This window comes from Moorena sp. SIO2C4 (assembly GCF_010672485.1).
GTDB lineage: Bacteria > Cyanobacteriota > Cyanobacteriia > Cyanobacteriales > Coleofasciculaceae > Moorena > Moorena producens.
Genome location: NZ_JAAHGN010001481.1, coordinates 1 through 1317 on the forward strand (window position 1 = coordinate 1; position 1317 = coordinate 1317).

Genomic DNA, 1317 nt, shown 5'->3' on the forward strand with positions numbered 1-1317 from the left:
TAGCTATGGAAAGACTATTCCGATGCTAATATCGGTATGGTGGCGATTAGCGCTAATGATGCCGATAATTACCCGGATGATGCTCCCGATAAACTTAAGGAAATGGCTCAGGAGCTGGGATTCACTTTTCCCTTCTGTCATGATCAAAGTCAGGAAACCGCTCAGACCTATACAGCTGCTTGTACCCCAGATTTTTTTGTATTCGATGCTAACCAAGAGCTAGTTTACCGAGGTCAATTGGATGATAGTCGTCCTAGTAATGGGATACCAGTTACCGGTAAGGATTTACGAGCAGCTATTGATGCGGTGCTAGGGTCGCAACCAGTGAATTCTGAGCAAAAGCCTAGTATTGGTTGCAATATTAAGTGGAAACCGGGGAATGAACCGGCTTATTTTGGTGTTTGAGATGTTTCTGAATTGAGAATGAAGAATGAAGAATGAAGAATGTAGAATGTAGAATGTAGAATGTAGAATGTAGAATTAATAATTTATAAGAATGTAGAATGTAGAATGTAGAATGCAGAATTCAGGGTGTTGCTGAATCAAGGAATGAATAGAAGTAGAGTGGGCATCCTGCCCGCCCGAAAATATATTGAAACTGGCAAGATGCCAGTTCCACGCCTGATGCCCATTCCACAGGTGCGACCCAAGGCCGCGAGGGATTGCTCGCGGCCTTGGAGGCGCGCACCTACTCTTAAAATCATTCCATTATTAAGCAACGCCGAATGCCGAATTCTAAATTCTAAATTCTAAATTCTAAATTCTAAATTCTAAATTCTAAATTCTAAATTCTAAATTCTAAATTCTAAATTCTAAATTCTAAATTCTAAATTCTAAATTCTACATTCTACATTCTACATTCTAAATTCTACATTCTACCTATAGCATTTTCATTTGAGAGAACCAATATGTCCCTCAGCGAACTTTTACCCACGGTTAGTAAACTATCTCATCAAGATAAACTTCGACTCATCCACTTTCTTCTCCTTGCAGTTGCTAAAGAAGAAGGATGTAGCCTAGAATCTGTTGAAGATAGTGATTCTGAAAACGTGCTTCTGAATCAGTTGGCATCAACTGAAGCTGTGTTCTGGTCTCCTCAGGCAGATCACGAGGCAGTTCAAGCCTTGTCAGATCTTCTGGTAGCAGCACAGGAAGCAGCCAATGGTTGATGGTCAACGTTTTTCATTCACAGAGCGAACCGATAGCCTTGGGCGATCGAGCATCATGCCATATTTACCCTTGATTCTCAGTTTGGGGAACCGTTCTCTAGAAGTGATGGCATTGTTGGATACCGGTGCAAGTGTCAATGTTCTGCCA

At 41.2% G+C, this 1317-nt stretch carries 1 protein-coding gene and 2 pseudogenes; all 3 read left to right on the top strand.

Annotated elements, in window-relative coordinates:
- Window positions 1-405: pseudogene (locus tag F6K20_RS38785) on the top strand (thioredoxin family protein); the annotation flags it as partial.
- A 503-nt stretch (window positions 406-908) separates the two neighbouring features.
- Window positions 909-1169 carry a hypothetical protein gene (locus tag F6K20_RS38790; protein WP_008184627.1) on the top strand — a complete coding sequence of 87 codons (261 nt, stop codon included), beginning with the start codon at window positions 909-911 and terminating at the stop codon, window positions 1167-1169.
- Window positions 1162-1317, top strand: a pseudogene (locus tag F6K20_RS41085) (pepsin/retropepsin-like aspartic protease family protein); the annotation flags it as partial. The gene F6K20_RS38790 and the pseudogene F6K20_RS41085, both read left to right, overlap by 8 nt.

Bases quoted from the DNA above. Each gene is read 5' to 3' on its own strand.
- F6K20_RS38790 (WP_008184627.1), top strand. From the start codon at position 909: ATGTCCCTCAGCGAACTTTTACCCACGGTTAGTAAACTATCTCATCAA.